The sequence below is a fragment of the Secundilactobacillus paracollinoides genome, from assembly GCF_001702155.1.
GTDB classification, from domain to species: domain Bacteria; phylum Bacillota; class Bacilli; order Lactobacillales; family Lactobacillaceae; genus Secundilactobacillus; species Secundilactobacillus paracollinoides.
This window is the reverse complement of record NZ_CP014912.1, coordinates 2,875,809-2,894,483: the sequence shown is the minus strand read 5'-3', so window position 1 is coordinate 2,894,483 and position 18,675 is coordinate 2,875,809. Positions and strand designations below refer to the sequence as shown.

The window sequence follows — 18,675 nt, the reverse complement described above, 5'->3', positions numbered from 1 at the left end:
AGTACCAAGACATGAAGGGATGGATTGATTGTGAAAATTGCTGTTGATGCTATGGGTGGCGACTACGCCCCAAAGGAAATCGTTGCAGGGGTGGAACAGGCGCGTGACCGGTACCCAGAAGTAGAATTTAACCTGTACGGCCAACTGGATCAGGTGAAGCCGCTCCTCCAAAATGAGGATCGAATCACCCTTATTCAAGCGGACGAAGTGATTGCCATGGGCGACGAACCTGTCCGGGCCATTAGACGAAAGAAACAGTCCAGCATTGTCCTTGCTGCACAGGATGTGCGCGACGGCAAGGCGGATGCATTTTTCTCAGCAGGAAATACGGGTGCTATTTTAGCTGCGGGACTGTTGATCATCGGCCGGATCAAGGGCATTGACCGACCTGGATTAACCACGGTATTACCCGTTTTAAACCAGCCTAACCAGGATAGTTTTTTGATGTTAGACGTTGGTGCTAATGCCGATACAAAACCGTTCAACCTGTATCAGTACGCCATTATGGGTAAGTACTACGCGGAAACAGTGATGGGCGTTAAAAACCCACGGATCGGCCTTCTCAACAATGGGACTGAGGCGGATAAGGGAGACTTAGTACACAAGGCTGCCCATGACGCACTGGCCTCAATTGAAGACATTAATTTCATCGGCAACGTTGAGTCACGCGAACTTCTAAATGGTGCAGCGGATGTCGTTGTCAGTGATGGTTTTTCTGGAAACGCCGTTTTAAAGAGCACCGAAGGCACGGCCTTGACCATGTTGAAATTGATCAAGTCAAGCATCATGGATGGCGGACTGTCAGCTAAGTTGGGCGCCGCAATGTTGAAATCAACGTTTGGTAAGATCCAATCCCAAATGGACTATTCCAAGCACGGTGGTGCTGTCTTGATCGGCGTGAAAGCACCGGTTGTCAAAACTCATGGCTCCACGAAGGCGCCAACTGTTGCGAACACCATTGGCCAGATCAAAACGATGCTTGAAAACCACGTTGTCGCTGACGTTGTCACCTATTTTGATGAACACAGTGATGAAATGATTGCAGCTAAGGAACAGTTAAAACAAAAATAGGGTGGCTGGCTCAGCCATGGACTGTTTGTTACCGGTCACTGGCGACGTGCAAAGCTAGTTTACCGTAACGTAGTACTGGGTGGAATTTTGTAGTTTCTAAAGCAGACATGATGGCTGATCGTTGCGCGGTCCCGCCCAGTAAAAAAGCATGTTGTTAGTTGCAAGTTTGTGATAGACTAACAAATGAACAAGGTTGATTGAGTGAGGTAGAGAAATGTCAAAAGAAGAAACGTTTAATAAGATTGCCGATATTATTGCTGACCGGTTCCAAGTGGATCGCGACAAGATCACGGATAGTCTGAATTTTAAAACTGATTTGGACGCTGATTCCATTGATTTTGTGGAATTTATCTTGGAGTTGGAAGACACCTTTGGCGCTGAAATTTCCGACGAAGATGCGGAAAACCTAAACACGGTTGGCGAAGCGGTGGATTACATCACAAGCCACAGTAAATAGGCAAGTCGGCGGTTACCTGCGTAATCGCCTTTTTACTTTCATGACTAAAAAAGGAGTTAACCACGTTGATACAAGGGTTAAATGAACTACTGAAGAAACGCTTTCACATTACGATTCACAATCAAGATCTGCTGGACGAAGCCTTTACCCAGGCGTCGTACGTGAACGAGCACCCTAACCAGAATCTTAAATTTTACGAACGCATCGAATTTTTGGGTGATGCGGTCATGCAGTTAGTCGTGTCAGAATATATTTATAAACGCTATCCAAAATTACCTCAGGGTCGGTTGACGCGTCTGCGCGCCGCAATGGTCAACGAGGATAGTTTTGCGAGCTTTGCGCGTGAATGTACCTTTGATAAGTACATTCGACTGGGTAAGGGTGAGGAAAAGGCACACGCGCGGGAACGTGACTCGCTGCTATGTGACATTTTTGAATCCTTTATTGGTGCTTTGTACCTTGATCAAGGAGTGGAACCCGTCATTGCCTTTTCTCATCAGGTGATCTTTCCAAAACTTGATGAGGGCCGGTTCGACGAATTCTTTGATCACAAAACAGAATTACAAGAAGTCGCCCAGCAAAACGGACCTGTGGCCATTGACTACGAACTTGTTTCAGAGGATGGCCCGAATAACGACCGGGCTTTCAAGGTGGCCGTGACCATTGACGGTAAGGAACTTGGGATCGGTGAAGGCCACTCTAAGAAACATGCCGAACAGGTTGCAGCTAAAGCAGCGCTGAATAAATTACAGGCGAACAACTAAACGTTAATTTTGAATGAATGGGGACTACGCGATGAAGTTAAAGTCGCTTGAAATTAGTGGTTTCAAGTCGTTTGCAGATGATACAAAGATCGATTTTGAAACCGGGGTGACAGGCATTGTTGGCCCCAACGGGAGTGGCAAAAGCAACATTAGTGAAGCCGTTCGTTGGGTCCTCGGTGAGCAGTCAGCCAAAAATTTACGGGGGCAGCGCATGCCGGACGTGATCTTTGCCGGGAGTGCTGAGCGAAAGCCGCTGAACCGCGCCATGGTGACCATGGTGCTGGATAACACGGATCACTATTTAAAATCGGACTACACCGAAGTCAGCGTGACGCGGAAGTTGTTTCGAAATGGGGACAGTGTGTATCAACTCAACGGTCAAGAGTGTCGCTTAAAGGATATTACCGACCTGTTCTTAGATTCTGGTATCGGGGATGATTCGTTTTCGATGATCTCCCAAGGCCGAGTTGAAGCCATTTTTAATTCCAAACCGGAAGACCGGCGCTTTATTATTGAGGAAGTCACGGGCGTTTCAAAATACAAACTGGGCAAGCAAAAGGCCCAGCGAGAGATGGAACAGACGGCTGAGTATCTCGACCGGGTCAATGATTTGATCACAGAACTCTCTGCACAGGTCGAACCACTGGCCGAACAGAGTAGTCTGGCTGAGGAGTACGTGACACAAAAGGCCCAGTTTGACACCCTTGAACAGAGTCGACTCGTGTTGATGATTGATAACGCTTCTGCAACGTTAAAAACGCAGACGGAAAACCTGACAAAGGCACAAGCTGAACTCAAAGAAAGCCGAACTGCGGCGTATGAGAATCAAAAACAAGTGACAGCCTTTCATCAGCAGGAAACAAAATGGCAATCCCAAAAAGATAAGGCTAATGATAGTCTGATTAAGCTGTCCGGTGACCAGCAAAAACTCGCTGGGCAACGCGCGCTCAATAAGGAACGCCGGGCCAATCGTGCCGAAAATGTCACCAAGTTAAAGGCCGAGCTGGCAACCGTGGCGGATCAACTGACCGCGACTCAGGAAGACTTAGCGGCGGATAAGACGGCACAACAAACCATTGATCAGCAGGTCAAGGCCGGGCGCCAATCGGCTAAGACGCTGAAACAACAACTGGCAAAACTTGATCAAGCCACACTGTCACAAAAATTGGATCAGCTTCAAGACGATTACGTTAAGGCGATGCAGGCCCTGACATCGTTGCACAATGAACGCCAGTACCTGGAAAAGAATCAGCAGCGTGCCGATTCGCAAACAACGCAAGCTAAGGCACAACTGACCGCGTTACAGAAGCAGGTCACAACGCAAGAAGCTGAGTTGACAACGCTCACCGAGCAACTGAATGGGTGTGACAAAACGTTAGCTGAGGCCAAACAGGCGCAACAGGATGCTACAACGGTTCGCCAACACCGCCAAACGAAGATCGACCAGCTCAATGATCAGTGGCTTAAGGCGCTGGAAGTAAGTCAACAGGCGAAGGCCCGGTTGAAGTCGTTGGAAGAGGCGCAGGCAAATTACAACGGGTTTTATCAGGGAACCAAGGCGGTCATGCAAGCTAAAGATAAGCTGAATGGCGTCATCGGTCCAGTCGCGGAATTACTGCAAGTTGACGGTCAGTATACGAAGGCTGTTGAAGCCGCGATTGGCGCCCAGCAGCAAAATGTTGTGGTCGCCGATGAAACGGCAGGAAAACAGGCCATTCGTTACCTGACGCAAAACCAGCTTGGCCGCAGCACCTTTCTGCCATTAACAACCATTAAATCACGTCAGGTGGATAGCCGAACGTTAGCGGACTGTCAACAAGTGACCGGCTTTCTTGGCGTTGCTTCCGCGCTGGTCCACGTGACAGACCGCCAGTACCAACCAGTACTCGAGTTTCTGCTGGGAAACGTGTTGTTTGCGGATGACCTGGACCACGCCGTTGTTTTGGGCCGGCAGATTCATCACCGTTACCGGATCATTACGCTTGGCGGCGAAGTGGTTTCCGCGAGCGGAACGATGACCGGCGGCCGTGACCGCCGATCTAATAACGGGTTATTGGCCCGGCAACAAGAGCGTCAGCAGTTAGCGGAATCGGTCAAAACGATGGATGCTCAATTGGCTGCCAAGCAAACGGAATTACAAATGCTCAAAACGCGCCAGGCAGAGCTTGATCAGACGGCACTCATGTCGGCTGTAACGGAGGCCACGACTGCGTATCAGAGCCAGTTGAGCTCGGTCAACGTTGCTAAGGACCGACTTGCTGCGTTGCAAAAACAAGTCAAGGTACAACACGCGCAACAAGCCTTGCAGGGTGGCGAAGAAGACTACCAAAAAGCCCTCGAGGACAACGATGTGCAGACTGCAGCTACGACCAAACAATTGGCAGCTTTAAAGGCTGACATCACGGATACGAAAACGGAACAGCAGCAGGCGAGCGAGACGAGTCAAACGGTGAGTGATCAGTATCAGAGCTGTAAGGAGGATCTGGCCCGACTAACTGAGAAGCAACATCATAGTCAAGAGACTGTTCAAGCTGCTAAGGATCAACTTGAAGCGCTAGAGGCACACCAAGCTGATCTGCAGCAACAGTTAGCTGATTTGACGGCTGATGACAGTACAGCGGACCAGTCCTCATCAAGAATCGATGCTGAGTTGACGAAAATTAATGCTGCGCAAAAAACGGCCCAGGGGCTTGTTGATGAAGCAACACGGGAACTGAAGACAGTTTCAGCAAAAGTCGATGAACTCGAATTAACCAAGGCAGCGTTGACCAACACGATTGCGGCGGAGCAGTCAGCGGTGCACGAAACGCAGTTGGCCCAGCAAAAGACCAGTAATCAAGTGGATCAGCTGACGTCTGATCTGACTGAAAACTATCACGTTAGCGTGGCGTTTGCGCGTGATTCAGTGGTTGATCAACCGCTTGACGATATTAAGGAGCAGTTAAAACTCTTAAAGCGCGGGTTAGACGACCTTGGTGACGTCAATCTGGGGGCTATCGAGGAGTATAAACGCGTTAAGGAACGTTATGATTTTCTGACAAAACAACGCAGCGACCTGGAAGCCTCCAAGGATAATTTGCTGACAACCATGAATGAAATGGATAAAGAAGTCGTCACGCGTTTTGAAAAAACGTTTAATGACGTCAACGTCCAGTTTGGCCAAACCTTTGTGAAGATGTTTGGCGGTGGTCGCGCCCGCCTTGAGTTAACGGATCCCAATAATTTGTTAACGACTGGGATTGAGATCATGGCCGAACCGCCTGGCAAAAAGTTGCAAAGTATGCGATTGTTGTCTGGTGGTGAACGGGCATTGACGGCGATCACATTGTTGTTTGCTATCCTGCAGGTGCAACCCGTACCGTTCTGTATTTTAGACGAAGCGGAAGCTGCTCTGGATCCGGCAAACACGGGCCGATTTGCGAGTTACTTGAGTCAGTTTCAGACTGACACCCAATTCATTGTGATCACCCACCGTAAGGAAACGATGGTGCAAGCAGATCGCCTGTATGGCATCACAATGCAGGAGTCTGGCGTCTCGAAACTTGTTTCCGTCGACCTAAGCCAGGTCAGTGCCAGCAATTAACGCATTAAATAGTAAAGGAAGTGTCTCACGTGGGGTTATTTGATTTCTTTAAGCGCCGCAGTAAAGCGGACGAAGAAAGGAAGCCTGAACAACCGGCAACACCCGTTGAACCAGATGCATCTAGTGCACCCGCTGATGCGCAAGATGCATCGCCTGATACCCAGGCGCAAGGCGATACTACACCAGCTGATGAAATGGCTGAAACAACGGATGATGCTAGCGCAACGGCGGTGCCTGACGAGGCAACCGACGCGCCTGAAACGGAATCTGAGCCTGAATCAGAGTCGCAAACAGACGAAAAACCTGATTCACAATCAGAACCTGTATCAGAACCAAAAACAGAACCCGAATCAGAATCAGAACCAGAGTCAAAATTAGAACCTGAATCAGAATCCGAACCTGAGTTAGACACAGATTCAGATCTGAAAACAGACACTCAGCATGTAACTGACGCCGATAACGCCACAGCTGACAGTGAACCTGAATTGCCATCCAATGCTGATGAGGTAGCGCCAACTGACACACAAAACACTGACGTCAGTTTATCGGCTAGCGAAGCACCAACGGTTGAAGCTGACCGTTCAACAACGGAACAGGATGCTGAAACGGATGCGCAAGAGACGGTGGTTGAAGCATCGAAAGATCGTAAAACTGATGTTGATGCAACCGTTGAACCGGTTTCGGAAGCGACTGAACCAGAGACGTCAACCACAGAAAAGGCGCCAACGGATGCCGAACGGTACGACAAGGGGTTGGAAAAATCCCGGACCACGTTTGGTGAACGGTTGAACCATCTGCTGGCGAACTTCCGGCACGTGGATGAGTCCTTCTTTGACGACCTGGAAGAAACCTTGATCGGTGCTGATGTCGGCTACGAGGCCGCCATGCAGATCAGCGACCAGTTGCGTGATGAAGTGAAGTTGCAAAATGCGAAGCGACCAAAGGACGTTCAAAACGTCGTGGTTGAGAAATTGATCGATCTTTACGATGCTGCTGGGACCGAGGAAAATAACGAGCTGCACTTTGCAGACAAGGGGCCGACTGTCATTTTATTTGTCGGTGTTAACGGGGTCGGTAAAACGACCACCATCGGTAAGATGGCCAAGATGTTTAAAACTCAGGGTAAAAAGGTGTTGCTTGCCGCTGCCGATACATTTAGAGCTGGTGCAATCGAGCAGTTGAATGTGTGGGCAAAACGAGACGGGGTTGACATTGTCATGAAGCCCGAAAAGAGCGACCCCTCTGCCGTGGTGTTTGATGCGGTTAAAAAGGCGAAGGCCGAAGACTACGATATTTTATTCGTGGATACTGCCGGTCGGTTGCAGAACAAGTCCAACCTGATGAATGAGTTAGCCAAGATGAAGCGGGTCATTAGTCGGGAGATTCCGAATGCACCGCATGAAGTGTTGCTGGTGCTGGATTCAACGACTGGCCAAAATGCGCTTAACCAGGCAAAGTTATTTAAGGAAACGACGGACGTCACTGGCATCGTCTTAACGAAGCTGGACGGGACGGCCCGGGGCGGTATCGTGCTTGCGATTAGAAACGAGTTGCACCTGCCTGTGAAATATGTGGGTCTTGGGGAACAGGTTGATGACCTGCGACCATTTGAGCCAACCGAGTTTGTTTACGGGTTGTTCAAGGGGCTTATCGACGTTAAATAGAGTCACGAGAGGTTGCCTTAACGGGGGCCTCTTTTTTTGGCTGATAATCTTTTAAAAACCGTGGTAGAGCGGTCTAAACCGCTTGCCCAGAACGCTTAAAAATGGTAACCTAGTTGAGTGTATGTAGACAACGGAGGGCGTTACCTTGGAAATTGAAAAAAATTATCGCATCAATTCGCTTTTCGAATTTTACCAGCCGTTACTGACGAAAAAGCAGAACGACTATATGCAGCTCTACTACGGTGACGACTATTCTCTTGGCGAAATTGCCGAAGATTTTAGCGTCAGTCGTCAAGCCGTTTATGATAATATTCGGCGCACAGAAAAGATTCTCGAAACGTATGAGACCAAGCTGCATCTCTTAGCTGAGTTTACGCAACGTAACCAGGTTGCTGATGAGATTCAAGCCTACGTTAAACAACAATACCCAACCGATCAGCGACTCAATCAGCTTGTCAATCAGCTTGAGTCTGCTGAAGAAGAATGAAAGATAGGTGCATTTATCCATGGCATTTGAAGGATTAACTGAACGATTACAAAACGCGATGAAGCGGCTCCGTGGCAAGGGGAAGGTTTCTGACGCCGATTTGCGCGACACCATGCGCGAAATTCGGCTGGCCTTACTGGAAGCGGATGTTAACTTTGACGTCGTCAAGGACTTTGTCAAAACTGTCCGGGAACGGGCCGTTGGCGCGAAGGTGCTGGAAGGCTTGAACCCCGCACAACAGATCGTTAAGATCGTTGACGAAGAATTAACGAAGATGATGGGTGAGACTGAGGTCCCGCTGAACAAATCGCCAAAGATTCCAACTGTCATCATGATGGCTGGTCTTCAAGGGGCTGGTAAAACGACCACGGTCGGCAAATTAGCCAACCGGTTGAAGACTGAAGATAATGCGCGGCCGTTAATGATTGCGGCCGACGTTTATCGGCCAGCCGCCATTGACCAGTTAGTAACGGTTGGTCAGCAAATTGATGTGCCGGTATTCGAAATGGGTACGGACACGAATCCAGTGGAGATCGTGCGTCAGGGGTTAGCCCAAGCTCAGGAAAACCACAACGATTACGTGTTCATCGATACTGCTGGTCGGCTCCAAATTGATGAACAGCTCATGAATGAATTGGCCGATATCAAAGACCTGGCCCACCCAGATGAAATTTTACTGGTCGTGGATGCCATGACTGGGCAAAACGCCGTCGCTACGGCACAAGGGTTTAATGATAAGCTCGATGTGACGGGTGTGATCTTAACAAAACTTGATGGCGACACCCGTGGTGGGGCTGCGCTGTCAATTCGGGCCGTCACTGGGAAGCCAATCAAGTTCGTTGGTGAAGGTGAAAAGATGTCTGATTTGGACGTCTTTCACCCTGATCGGATGGCCTCCCGGATCCTTGGGATGGGCGACATGCTGTCCCTGATCGAAAAGACGCAAAAAGAGTATGATGAAAAGCAAGCGCAAGAGCTCACTGAACGCATTCAGGAAAATTCGTTTGATTTCAATGATTTCTTGGATCAAATGCAACAGATTCAAAAGATGGGGCCAATGGACCAGATCATGAAAATGATTCCTGGGATGGCTAACAATCCTGCCATGGCGAACGCGCAGCTGGATCCAAAAGACATGGATCATACAAAGGCCGTCATCTACTCAATGACTGAGCAGGAACGGACGAATCCTGACGTCTTGAACCCCTCACGTCGCCGTCGAATTGCGGCTGGTTCTGGCCGTCCTGTCCAAGAAGTTAACCGGATGATCAAGCAGTTCAATCAGATGAAAAAGATGATGAACCAGGTCTCAAAGGGAAACTTCTCAGGCATGGAAGGTCTAATGGGCCAATCAGGCATGGGCGGCGCCATGGGTGGCAAGATGGGCCAAATGGCCATGAAGCAGATGTCTCGACGCATTAAGAAGAATAAGAAACGTCGGAATAATTTGAAACGTCGGCGGAAATAAGTCAATTAGATAGAATTCAGATCATTTCCTTTAGCGGGTAGTCTGGGTTCTTTTTGTTTTTGTTTGATGGGAAAGGTTTTTATCGTTAATATGAAGTAACAACAGATACTGCTGGTTACTTTGAATTCATCACACTAAAGTCGAAAGAAGGCTCAATATGTTAAGCTACCAACAACTGCTCGTGGCGATTCCACTCGTGCTAAAAGCAGGTAACGTGCCGACCATCGTTGGTGAAGCGGGTATTGGTAAATCGGCATTGGTTGCAGATGTTGCCGACCAGATGCAGGCCAAATTATTTACGACAACGGTCAGTTTGTCTGAAAAAGGTGACCTTGCTATTCCAATTCCGCCACTGACAGATAAGGCTTACGTCCAAACGACACGGTATGGTGAACTTGCTGACGTTAAGTTTGGCTATACGCACACCCTGATCGAAATTATTCACGCTGCGGAAGCTGAATCCAATCGGCCCATTATTTGGTTTCTTGATGAGTTTAATCGGGGGACACCAGCCGTTCAAAGTGAGTTGATGAATTTGGTGTTGCAACGACAGATCAATACGCTGAAGTTACCCGCTCAAGTTCACTTGATCCTGGCAGAAAACCCGGATGCAACGATGGCTGGTTTTGAACAAAGCGATTACGGCGTGGTCACTGGTGATGCGGCCATCAACGATCGGACAGTTCGACTTGTGATGCGTGCCGATACTGCCGACTGGTTGGCTTGGGCAAGACAGGATAATGGTCATGGCCAGCCTAGAATTCAGCCAACAGTGACCCGTTTTATTGAAGAAAATCCGAACCAGTTGCGGCCTAGTGATCACGATGACGATCTGTATCCAACACCGCGTGCATGGGCACGGGTCTCAGCGAATCTCACGCAATTAAGCATATTGCCTGCTGACCAGCAATCGGCTTTACGATTAGATGTTTTAGCGGGTGATCTGGGTGTCACTGTGAGTCACGCGTTTGAACAATATTTGCGTCGCGATGAACAGGGACTTACAGCGGCTGAAATATACGCGGATGCTGAGGAGACACCTGAGTTGTCAGCCACAGTTCTAGACCGGTTTGACCGTTTTAATCCGGGTCAGCAGCAAAGCATCCTGGCCGACCTCGTTGATCAAAACCCGACCTATCCATTGAACACCCCGCAAGTTGCAGGAAGATTTTTGACGCTGTTACAACACCTTGCTCCAGATGGTCAGTACGCGATTGCGCTTAAAATTGCGGAAACCCCAGAAATTCTGGAGGGCTTGGCTGCTCATGCCGAGCAGAAACCGGATGCTGTGGCTGACCTGTATCAAGCTTTAGCACAGATCGGCGTGGCGAGTGATGCACAGAACTAAGATTCTTGAAAGGGAGGGCGTCGAATGTCGTTTTCACAAGCGTTAATGACGCTAAAACAACTTCCCGCTGGCAGTCAGCAAGACGAGGCGTGTCTGTCCTTGTTGACTCAGGCCACAATGACAATGCTGGGCAGTCAGCGCCTTTATGGCGAGCTGCTCTTACGACTGCCTAAACGAGTGGTTCACGACCAGCAGGCTGCCGTTAAATTGCAAGTGAAACCGGAATTGACACTATTAGTTGACCCTGCAGAACTCATTCGGCTTTGTCAAACGCCCGAATCAGTAATGGCAATCCTGGCCCATGTTTTGGGCCATCTCATTTGGCATCATATCGACCGGTACGGTGCCCAGTCTGAAGACCCGTTTGTCCAGTTAGCCACCGATATGGCGGTCAATGAGTATGTGCCACATTTGCCGCAGGGCGCGATTACGCGTTCACAAATGAACTACCAATATCATTTAAATCTTCAGCCAAAACAAGATTCAGGTGTGTATTTGCGTGCGCTTAAAAAATTGAATTTGGGCACGCAACAGCAGGGCCGGTCTTTTCAACCGGGAAGTGCGACTCAGCTGCCAACGGTGACGCAACTGGATAGTCACGCAGAATGGCACAAAACGGACGCTCAGGCAACGTTAGCAGTTGATCAGCTGTTATCTCAGGCTTGGCATGGGACGCCCGTTAAGCAGCGCGGATTACTGCCTAGTCAGATGCAACAGCAACTGCAAGTGACCGTTCAGCCGCTTCGACTCGATTGGCGCCAGCTTTTGCAACGTGGGCTTGGCAGCACGCTTAAGTTGCGAGATGATGCCTACAATCGGTTTGACCGGCGACAGCCGTACCGGTTGGAACTGCCAGGAACACGCGTCAGTCCGGTCAGAACGGTACTGGTCTTTGTTGATCAGTCTGGGTCAATGAGCGACGCGGAAGTCAGCAGTATTTTGGGTCAGGTGATGACCCTGATCAAACGGTATCAGGATGCGCTTGTTGTTATTCCGTTTGACGCCGTTGTTCATGCCGACCAGGCACAAACGATTCGTCGCGCCAATCAACTTGACGCTCATCGGTTCGGTGGGGGCGGCACAGCATATCAGCCGATTTTTGATTGGCTGCTGACAAATGGCTATCGAAATGATAATGCGGTGGCCCTGATCTTGACTGATGGGCATGGTGAGGAACACGTATCACAGCATCGGTTCACTAATGTGATCTGGGGGTTGACGACAACCGTTCAGGACCTCTCAGTCGAGAATCCAAGCGGCGCAGTGACCGTTATTGCTTAACCCACAAAGGAGGAGTAAACATGCTTTCAGCAGCGGATTGTCGTAGTGTGATTCAGCATGATGCACGTTATCAGCGTGCGAGAAAACTACTAGCGGATGATTGGCAGTCAGTCGATACAAGTAACCCGCTCATGAGTGAACTGATCACGGTTCAAGATCTGCAGTTTGCACAAGCGTTACAACGTGCTCAGCTGGTGCCACTTACGCTCGATTTGGCTGACTATGGTTCTGTAATGGCGTTTTTAAATCACCATCAACGTGCCATTACAACCGCGTCACAGCAGTGGTTAACCCAAAAATTCAAATAGATTTAAGGGTGTAAAGAAAAAAACCTTTACAACCCTCTTATTTACTGGTATATTATTTATCGTTGAAAGAATTACAGGAGGTGTCAATGCATGTCAGTTAAGATTCGTTTAAAGCGGATGGGTTCAAAGAAGCGCCCATTCTACCGTATCGTTGTTGCGGACTCACGGAGCCCTCGTGACGGTCGTTTTATCGAAAAAGTTGGGACTTACAACCCACTTGCTGAACCAGCCAAGGTTGAACTTGAAGAAGAATCAATCATGAACTGGTTGAACAATGGTGCCCAACCTTCAGATACTGTTCGGAACATCCTTTCGAACGCCGGTATCATGAAGAAGTTCCACGAAGCTAAGTTTTCAAAGAAATAAGCGAAGTGATCAGTAATGACCGACTTTAAACAACTCATTAAAACAATTGTCACACCACTAGTTGAGAACCCGGACGCCATTAGTATCGAAGAGGTAGAAACAGATCGTTTTTACGAATTCCATCTAACGGTGGCTGGTGACGATATCGGTCGGGTGATCGGAAAGCGCGGCCACGTGGCCTCAGCCATCCGGACGATTGTATATAGCGTGCGGGTCAAAGGCCCAAAGCGTGTTCGTTTAGTCATTAACGACGAATCAAAGGCTCCTGAATGAAGTGGTTTTGAGACTGCTTCTTTTGGAGGCTTTTTTTGTAAGAGTGTGAAGCAAGGCGGTTAAGGGGCAGAATGTAACGGACTCTGGCAGAAATGCCTGAACTTGGTATTTTTGCCAGAGTCCGTTACATGGCCGCCCCTTGCCTTGCTGAACACGTTTCGGCAAAAGAAGCGAGTAAGCAAAACAGAAATTCCTGGGCTTGGAATTTTTGTCAGAGTTGGCTTAGGCAGGAGCCCTCTGCCTTGCTGAACATGTTTCAGCAATATAAAAATAACCAGTTAAAACCCAAAATAAAATTGACTATCCAATACAAAATCAAACCTATAAACTAAAAATTAAAACCAGAAAGGCAGTGACCGCATGTACTATAAAGTAGGCACCATCGTAAACACCCACGGCATTCGCGGCGAACTAAAAGTTGTCACCACGACAGACTTTCCTGACCAGCGATTCAAAAAGGGCAGTCAGTTAGCTGTTTTTAAAAAGGAGTCGGATCAAAAGCCGAAACAGACGATCACCATTGCCAGCTCGCGCCAGCACAAAGGCTTTATGCTGATCACATTAGAGGGGGTTGCTGACATTAACGAAGTGTTGCCACTAAAGGGGACAACGTTAAAGGTTTCAGACGATAACCTCTCTGACAGCGACCTGGATGATGGACAGTACTACTACCATCAGATCATCGGGTTAGCTGTTGTGACTGAAGATGGCGAGCACTTGGGCGAAATTAAGGAAATTTTGGCGCCTGGGGCAAACGACGTGTGGGTCGTTGCGCGACCGGAAAAAGATGATCTGCTGCTGCCGGTCATCGATCAGGTCGTTAAACGCGTTGAATTAGACAAAAACCAAGTCGTCGTCGAATTAATGGAGGGGTTAGAGTAACCATGCGGATCGATGTGTTAAGTCTCTTTCCAAACATGTTCAGTGGGCCATTACATGATTCAATTGTTGGCAAGGCCCTGGAACGCGACCAGTTAACGTTAGAAGTGACCGATTTTCGGCAGTATTCGACCAACAAGCATGGCAACGTTGACGACTATCCATTTGGTGGCGGTGCTGGTATGTTGTTGCAGGCGCAACCGCTATTTGACGCCTTCGCTGCAACCCAGAAAACGGCAAGTGAGGCCGGGATTCCGTCGGGGCGGGTCATTTTAATGAATCCAGCAGGTGTTCCGTTTACCCAAAGGGTGGCGGAAGACTTTTCGCGCGAGGACCATTTGACGTTCATCTGCGGCCACTATGAGGGCTATGATGAACGCATTCGGACCCTTGTGACGGACGAGGTCTCAATGGGTGATTATGTGCTTACTGGCGGTGAATTACCGGCAATGGTGATGATTGATGCCATTACCCGACTGCTGCCTGGTGTGCTTGGTAACGAGGCCTCAGCTCCTGGCGATTCCTTTTCAACCGGACTGCTCGAATACCCGCAATACACGCGGCCGGCGGAGTTTCGCGGGATGAAAGTCCCCGATGTCCTGATCAGCGGTGATCATCAAAAAATCGATGATTGGCGCGAAGCACAATCGCTAAAACGGACGTTGGAACGGCGTCCAGACCTGTTGGATAAGTTACAGTTAACTGCCAAACAGCAGCACTTGTTGCGCGACATTCAACTTGAATTGGATGAAAATGCAGATTAGGGTTTACTCAAGTCTTGAGATATGATAGTCTAGTTATTGGCTGTTGAAAGCCACATTAACAACATTCCGCTGTCGAGAAGAGAATGAATGTTGGCGAAGGGAAAGATATTCATGCGTCAAAATCAATTAATCGAAAAGATCAACGCAGATCAATTACGTACCGACATTCCTAACTTCCGTCCTGGGGACACCATTCGTGTTCACGCCAAGGTTGTTGAAGGCACTCGCGAACGTATCCAATTGTTTGAAGGGGTCGTTATCAAGCGTCACGGTACCGGCATCCAAGCAATGTACACTGTTCGTAAGATCACCAACGGTGTCGGTGTTGAGCGGACGTTCCCAGTTCACTCACCACGAGTCGCTGAAGTTGAAGTTGTACGTTACGGTCGTGTCCGTCGTGCTAAGCTTTACTACTTACGTGCATTGCATGGTAAGGCAGCTCGTATTCCAGAATCACGTCGTCCTCGTAACTAGTTCGACATCTGGCAAAAATGAAGCACTTGGGGTTAGCGCTAAGCTGACTTTGAGTGCTTTTTTGTTGGCAAAGACTGAATCTAAGTGCTAAAAATGTGACGAAACCCTGTTTTTATTCTTAAGAATCGGCCATCTTAACCGGGTTTTAAGGACAAAAGGGAGATTCGTGGCATAATGGAAGATGGCATAATTCTGACAAAAAGTGTGATTTATTGAAAAGGCGGGAGAACTGATGGAAAAACGATCATTTAAGATCCCAGTTTGGCTGATTTACTCGGTGGCGTTTGCGGTGGTCATCACCGCAACGTTTGGGTTACTGCGATTTGAGGGATTAACGAATATTTGGCGTGTTGATGGGATTGCCCAACACTTTCCAATTTTAAAGGAATTTTACGGTATTCTTCACGGAACCGTTCACCAATCGTTATTTAGCTGGTCGTGGAATCTGGGGCTTGGCGCTGATCAAATGACAAGTTTTGCCTATTACGTGGTCGGCGATCCGTTTGCTTATCTGATTGCTTTATTCCCAGCGGACAAGATCGAGCTGGGGTACCAACTGCTGACGATCGTTCGGCTGTATGCGGTCGGGTTGTCATTTCTGGCACTGGCCAGGCAACTGCGGTTCAAGCGTGCTGGCTCACTGTTGGGGGCACTTATTTACACGTTTAACGGGTTCACCTTCTACGTGAGCTTCCACCACCCATTCTTCTTACTGGCGCCATTTTTCTTCCCGCTGTTGTGTTTGGGTGTTGATAAAATCTATCAGGGGAAGTCATTTCTTTGGCTGACCGGCTTTACAGCACTCGTTTTGATCTGCAATATTTATTTCTCGTACTTGTTGGGATTAGGCGCACTGGTCTTTGCGATAGCCCGCTATGCCGATTTAAAACGACGTGGCGAACTTGTCCGGTCATTTCCCAAATCACTTGGATATTTTGCGGCAACCGTTGCCTTAGCGTTAGCTGTGGCGAGCGTGATCCTGTTGCCGACGTTACTGGCGATGATGTCATCGTCTCGGACGGGCAGCGCGACCTTTGCGAACGGGTTGAGTTTATATCCACTGGTCTACTATCTCAACCTGCCCAACGCGCTATTTAATACCACTGGGACCATGTATTACTGGGACGTCATTGGGACTGGGGCGCTTTCATTTGTTGCCGTCGTGTGGACGTTTAGGCACTTTAAAGACCACATTGCACTTAATGTGACCTTGATTCTAATTGCGTTAGGCGTCTTAGTTCCAGCCTTTGCCGCCTTTATGAATGTGATGAGCACGCCATCTAACCGCTGGCTGTTACTGGCAAGTTTACCATTAGCGTTAGCGGTTGCCAGTTTTACGGACAGTTTGGAGTCGCTGACCACTAAGGATTTCAAATGGTTTATCATTGCTGCAACCGGTTTTTTGATCCTACTGTTCGTTGGAAACGGCTTTACTTTCCTGCTGCGGCCGAGCCACTATCTAAGTTATGGGTGTCTCTTCATTTTCATGGTGATCCTTTCCTATGGCTATATGCGGTCGATGAACGGATTGCCGTTTAAAACGATGCTGCTGGCGTTGGTCGGTTTAAATGCGATCGCAATTGGCACCAGTTTTTATAGTACGAACTTCAACGCGTCGGTTGCTTATAATGAAATTCCAACGGGGAGTGCAACCAGCTGGGCGAAGAATTTCTTTGATGGCGCAGATAAGTTCCTTAAAAAATATGATAAGTCCTTCTACCGAACGTCCATGATGAGTAACTATGACATCCTGGACACGGCCGGAAACAACATCCCGATGCTGTTGGGGACACATACGATTGAATCGTATTTCTCCGTCCAAAACGGGGCAGTCAACAATTTTAATAAACAATTGGATAATAACCAACAAACAATGAATGACCCGACAAGTGACGCCAACAACCGCACAACGATGCTCAATCTTCTGGGTGTAAAGTACGTTTTTGCACGGCGTGATGACGTGGCTCTGAGACGATCGTTCCCGTATGGGTTTAAACTTGTGCGCAATAAACAGGGCAAGATGGTGAAGTTTTCTAACCGAACTGTCTATAAGCTGGAAAATCACTCCAGCACCGTCTTGTTGAAGAACCAGAATGCACTGCCGCTGGCCTACATGCAAACGCGTCAGCTGAACAGCAGCTCATACAATAAACTATCTGGTAACGACAAGGAACAGGCGCTGCTGACTGGGGCCAAGGTCGATCATCAAGTTGCCGGTGTTAAAACGACCAAGGCGACGTCAGCCTCGAAACCTATGAGTTACACGGTGAAGTCGCTAAGTGAACCAATCACGACCTTGGCGCAACTCATTCGGTATCGTTTGACTAAGAATAACGATTTACGGGTAGATCACCTAGATGTTAATAAGTATTCTGATGCGCAATTGGTCAAGTATTTCGCAAAGTCCGCCAAACTCGGTCACGTTTCCAAACGGGTCAACAAACTGCTGACTGAAAATGCTGCCATGGTCACTAAAAATAACGCTGAGAATGCTAACGGCCTGAAGAAGGTGACCAGTGATGTTGCCGGCAACCATCAGGCTTATCAGCTGGAAATTAAAAATCCGCAACGCTATCGAAACTCTGAGCTGTATCTGCAAATTAAGGGTATCAAGATCAATCAAACAACGACCCAATCGAAACTGACGCAGTTGTCAAACCGGTTAACCTTGTTGGATGAACCAACGACACCGGCCTTGAAAGTCACGCACTGGCGGTACGTTTTGAATCACCCGTCGTTTGGCGGTTACCTGATGAGCATGAACACATCGACCAGCAGTAATAATCTGATTCAGCTGGGCTACAACAACATGTCTGATTATGAACAGAAGGGCAGCGCCACGATCAACCTTGGCTATTCTTCAAGAAAGGTTGCCCGCCGATTGATCAACATTTGCTTCTCAGGTGAGGATAGTATTAGCTTCAAGAGCGTGAAATTGGTCGCTGTGCCGTTTAATCGGTCATATGAGACCAAGATTCATCGCTTGCAGAACCAGGGCTTAAAGAAGCTGAAAGTGACAAATAACACGGTCAGTGGGGTTTCAACCACGAAACAAAATGCCATTTTGACCACGTCGATTCCGTATTCAACAGGCTGGCATCTGACAGTGGATGGGAAGGCAACGCCAACCCAGAAGGTCAATACAGGGTTTGTGGGCGCTAGTGTCAAGGGTGGCACGCACCGCATCAAGCTAACGTATGAAACACCAGGGCTCGCTGTTGGGAAGTGGCTAACCCGCATTGGCGGGGTGATCTTTATTGGCATCTTCCTTGCTGAAACAGTGTTAGTGATTTTACGAAAACGCCGACCTGATAACCAGAGAAAACGGCATTAGCTTCGAGTTTACAAAATAGTGCTGCTTAGCCCACGAAAATGGGGTGCGGCACTATTTTATTTTGAGAAACTTAGTTTGGAATAAAAAGTTACTTTAACCTATTAATTAAAAATCAAACCAAGCACCTACGCAAATTAAAGCGCCGAACACATGT

General features: G+C 48.4%; 16 protein-coding genes. All 16 read left to right on the top strand.

The window, feature by feature from the left end; genetic code table 11:
* Window positions 1–30 precede the first annotated feature (30 nt).
* The 16 genes from plsX to AYR61_RS12570 all read left to right on the top strand — a co-directional run bounded on the left by plsX (window position 31) and on the right by AYR61_RS12570 (window position 18,521).
* Window positions 31–1,071, top strand: coding sequence for a phosphate acyltransferase PlsX (plsX, locus tag AYR61_RS12650; RefSeq protein ID WP_065903951.1), 1,041 nt, complete (start codon window positions 31–33; stop codon window positions 1,069–1,071).
* A 214-nt stretch (window positions 1,072–1,285) separates the two neighbouring features.
* Window positions 1,286–1,528, top strand: coding sequence for an acyl carrier protein (gene acpP, locus AYR61_RS12645; RefSeq protein ID WP_054707072.1), 243 nt, complete (start codon window positions 1,286–1,288; stop codon window positions 1,526–1,528).
* A 65-nt stretch (window positions 1,529–1,593) separates the two neighbouring features.
* Window positions 1,594–2,292, top strand: a complete 699-nt coding sequence (rnc, locus tag AYR61_RS12640; RefSeq protein ID WP_065903312.1) for a ribonuclease III — start codon at window positions 1,594–1,596, stop codon at window positions 2,290–2,292.
* Window positions 2,293–2,323: 31 nt separating this feature from the next.
* Window positions 2,324–5,875 (top strand): chromosome segregation protein SMC, encoded by a 3,552-nt coding sequence (smc, locus tag AYR61_RS12635; protein ID WP_065903309.1) that lies wholly within the window; start codon window positions 2,324–2,326, stop codon window positions 5,873–5,875.
* Window positions 5,876–6,069: 194 nt separating this feature from the next.
* Window positions 6,070–7,539 carry a signal recognition particle-docking protein FtsY gene (ftsY, locus tag AYR61_RS12630; RefSeq protein WP_420864769.1) on the top strand — a complete coding sequence of 490 codons (1,470 nt, stop codon included), beginning with the start codon at window positions 6,070–6,072 and terminating at the stop codon, window positions 7,537–7,539.
* A gap of 145 nt (window positions 7,540–7,684) precedes the next feature.
* A complete protein-coding gene (locus AYR61_RS12625) occupies window positions 7,685–8,026 on the top strand; it encodes a putative DNA-binding protein (RefSeq protein ID WP_054707084.1) in 342 nt (113 codons plus the stop codon).
* 19 nt (window positions 8,027–8,045) lie between these two features.
* On the top strand, window positions 8,046–9,494 hold the full coding sequence (gene ffh / locus AYR61_RS12620) for a signal recognition particle protein (RefSeq protein ID WP_056987660.1): 1,449 nt from the start codon (window positions 8,046–8,048) through the stop codon (window positions 9,492–9,494).
* 157 nt (window positions 9,495–9,651) lie between these two features.
* Window positions 9,652–10,842, top strand: a complete 1,191-nt coding sequence (locus AYR61_RS12615; protein WP_065903302.1) for an ATP-binding protein — start codon at window positions 9,652–9,654, stop codon at window positions 10,840–10,842.
* A 24-nt stretch (window positions 10,843–10,866) separates the two neighbouring features.
* Window positions 10,867–12,123 (top strand): vWA domain-containing protein, encoded by a 1,257-nt coding sequence (locus AYR61_RS12610; protein ID WP_054707090.1) that lies wholly within the window; start codon window positions 10,867–10,869, stop codon window positions 12,121–12,123.
* Window positions 12,124–12,143: 20 nt separating this feature from the next.
* Complete coding sequence (locus AYR61_RS12605; protein WP_065903299.1) at window positions 12,144–12,431, top strand: hypothetical protein; 288 nt, start codon at window positions 12,144–12,146, stop codon at window positions 12,429–12,431.
* Between the two features lie 90 nt (window positions 12,432–12,521).
* On the top strand, window positions 12,522–12,797 hold the full coding sequence (rpsP, locus tag AYR61_RS12600) for a 30S ribosomal protein S16 (protein WP_054707096.1): 276 nt from the start codon (window positions 12,522–12,524) through the stop codon (window positions 12,795–12,797).
* A 15-nt stretch (window positions 12,798–12,812) separates the two neighbouring features.
* Complete coding sequence (locus AYR61_RS12595) at window positions 12,813–13,070, top strand: KH domain-containing protein (RefSeq protein WP_054707099.1); 258 nt, start codon at window positions 12,813–12,815, stop codon at window positions 13,068–13,070.
* 360 nt (window positions 13,071–13,430) lie between these two features.
* Window positions 13,431–13,952, top strand: coding sequence for a ribosome maturation factor RimM (gene rimM, locus AYR61_RS12585; RefSeq protein WP_054707103.1), 522 nt, complete (start codon window positions 13,431–13,433; stop codon window positions 13,950–13,952).
* Between the two features lie 2 nt (window positions 13,953–13,954).
* Window positions 13,955–14,713, top strand: a complete 759-nt coding sequence (trmD, locus tag AYR61_RS12580) for a tRNA (guanosine(37)-N1)-methyltransferase TrmD (protein WP_065903294.1) — start codon at window positions 13,955–13,957, stop codon at window positions 14,711–14,713.
* Between the two features lie 111 nt (window positions 14,714–14,824).
* The gene (gene rplS, locus AYR61_RS12575) at window positions 14,825–15,187 is read left to right on the top strand and encodes a 50S ribosomal protein L19 (RefSeq protein WP_054707329.1); all 363 of its coding nucleotides are present in this window, start codon (window positions 14,825–14,827) and stop codon (window positions 15,185–15,187) included.
* A 232-nt stretch (window positions 15,188–15,419) separates the two neighbouring features.
* On the top strand, window positions 15,420–18,521 hold the full coding sequence (locus AYR61_RS12570) for a YfhO family protein (RefSeq protein ID WP_065903291.1): 3,102 nt from the start codon (window positions 15,420–15,422) through the stop codon (window positions 18,519–18,521).
* Window positions 18,522–18,675 lie beyond the last annotated feature (154 nt).